This is a genomic window from Geofilum rubicundum JCM 15548, assembly GCF_000974365.1.
Lineage (GTDB): Bacteria > Bacteroidota > Bacteroidia > Bacteroidales > Marinilabiliaceae > Geofilum > Geofilum rubicundum.
The window spans coordinates 1-1169 of record NZ_BAZW01000160.1 but is presented as its reverse complement, the minus strand read 5'-3'; the positions used below and the strand labels follow the sequence as shown (position 1 = coordinate 1169).

The window sequence follows — 1169 nt, the reverse complement described above, 5'->3', positions numbered from 1 at the left end:
TTGAACTAAATCCTACGGGATAGCTCCTTTCAAAAATAGCATAAATCTTTCTAGTGTTATAATTACTTAGTTAATTAACTAATATTTTATTATCTTTGTCATATGGCAAGGATAGGAAAACCAATAAATCTAACCATGGCAGAGAAAGAAGAACTTCTTACCATGAGTCGCTCGCGAAAACTTGAACGGCGGTATGTTGAACGAGCTGAAATAATCCTGTTGTCGGACCAAGGTCTGTCAATGGATAATATTGTGGAACAGACAGGGCTAAGTAAACCAGTCGTTAATAAATGGCGACAAAGGTTTCGTCAGCTTGGTATTGATGGTTTAAAAGATGCTCCCAGAAGTGGCAAGCCCAGAACCATTACCCCAGAGCAGCAAGCAACAGTCATCGATAAAGCTTGCTCCAAGCCTGATGGAGGATATACAAATTGGTCACAGAAACGTATTGCAGATGAAGTTGGGATCAGTCAATCAAAAGTGTTTCAGATTTTGAAACAAGCTGATTTGAAACCCCATAAAATTGATTATTGGTGTGGCAAGTCAAAAGATCCTGAGTTTGAGGAAAAAATGACCAAAATCGTAGGACTTTATATGGCTCCTCCTGAAAACGCATTGGTTATCTGTGTGGATGAAAAAACTCAGATTCAAGCTTTGGACAGAACGCAGCCGGAACTCCCTTTAAAATCTGGTGCCCCGAAGCGACAAACAGCAACCTACAAGCGCAATGGGACTGTTTCGCTAATTGCAGCTTTAGCAGTTCATTCTGGAGAGATTACGGCCAAAACCATGAAATCAAACAATGCCGAGAATTTTTTGAAGTTCTTAAAAGCGCTTGATAGAAAATATCGAAATAAGAAACTTCATATTATCGCTGATAACCTGTCAATTCATAAGCACAAAGACGTACAAAGCTGGTTAGCTGGGAAAAGAAAAATTCAATTGCATTTTACACCAACGTATTCCTCATGGTTAAACCAGGTTGAGATCTGGTTCAATATACTGACTAAGGACGTCGTTAAAGGCGGCATCTGGCAGTCTTCAGAACAGTTGGCATCACAATTAATGGAGTATGTTAAAACATATAACAACACACGTGCAAAACCATTTCGCTGGACATATACTGGCGACGCATTAAGGATTAGTTAACGAATTAAGAAATTAACACA

1 protein-coding gene is annotated in these 1169 nt (G+C 39.1%); it reads left to right on the top strand.

Annotated elements, in window-relative coordinates; translation table 11 throughout:
• The first annotated feature begins 135 nt into the window (after positions 1 to 135).
• Positions 136 to 1149, top strand: a complete 1014-nt coding sequence (locus JCM15548_RS20525) for an IS630 family transposase (RefSeq protein ID WP_157483046.1) — start codon at positions 136 to 138, stop codon at positions 1147 to 1149.
• The last annotated feature ends 20 nt before the right edge of the window (positions 1150 to 1169 follow it).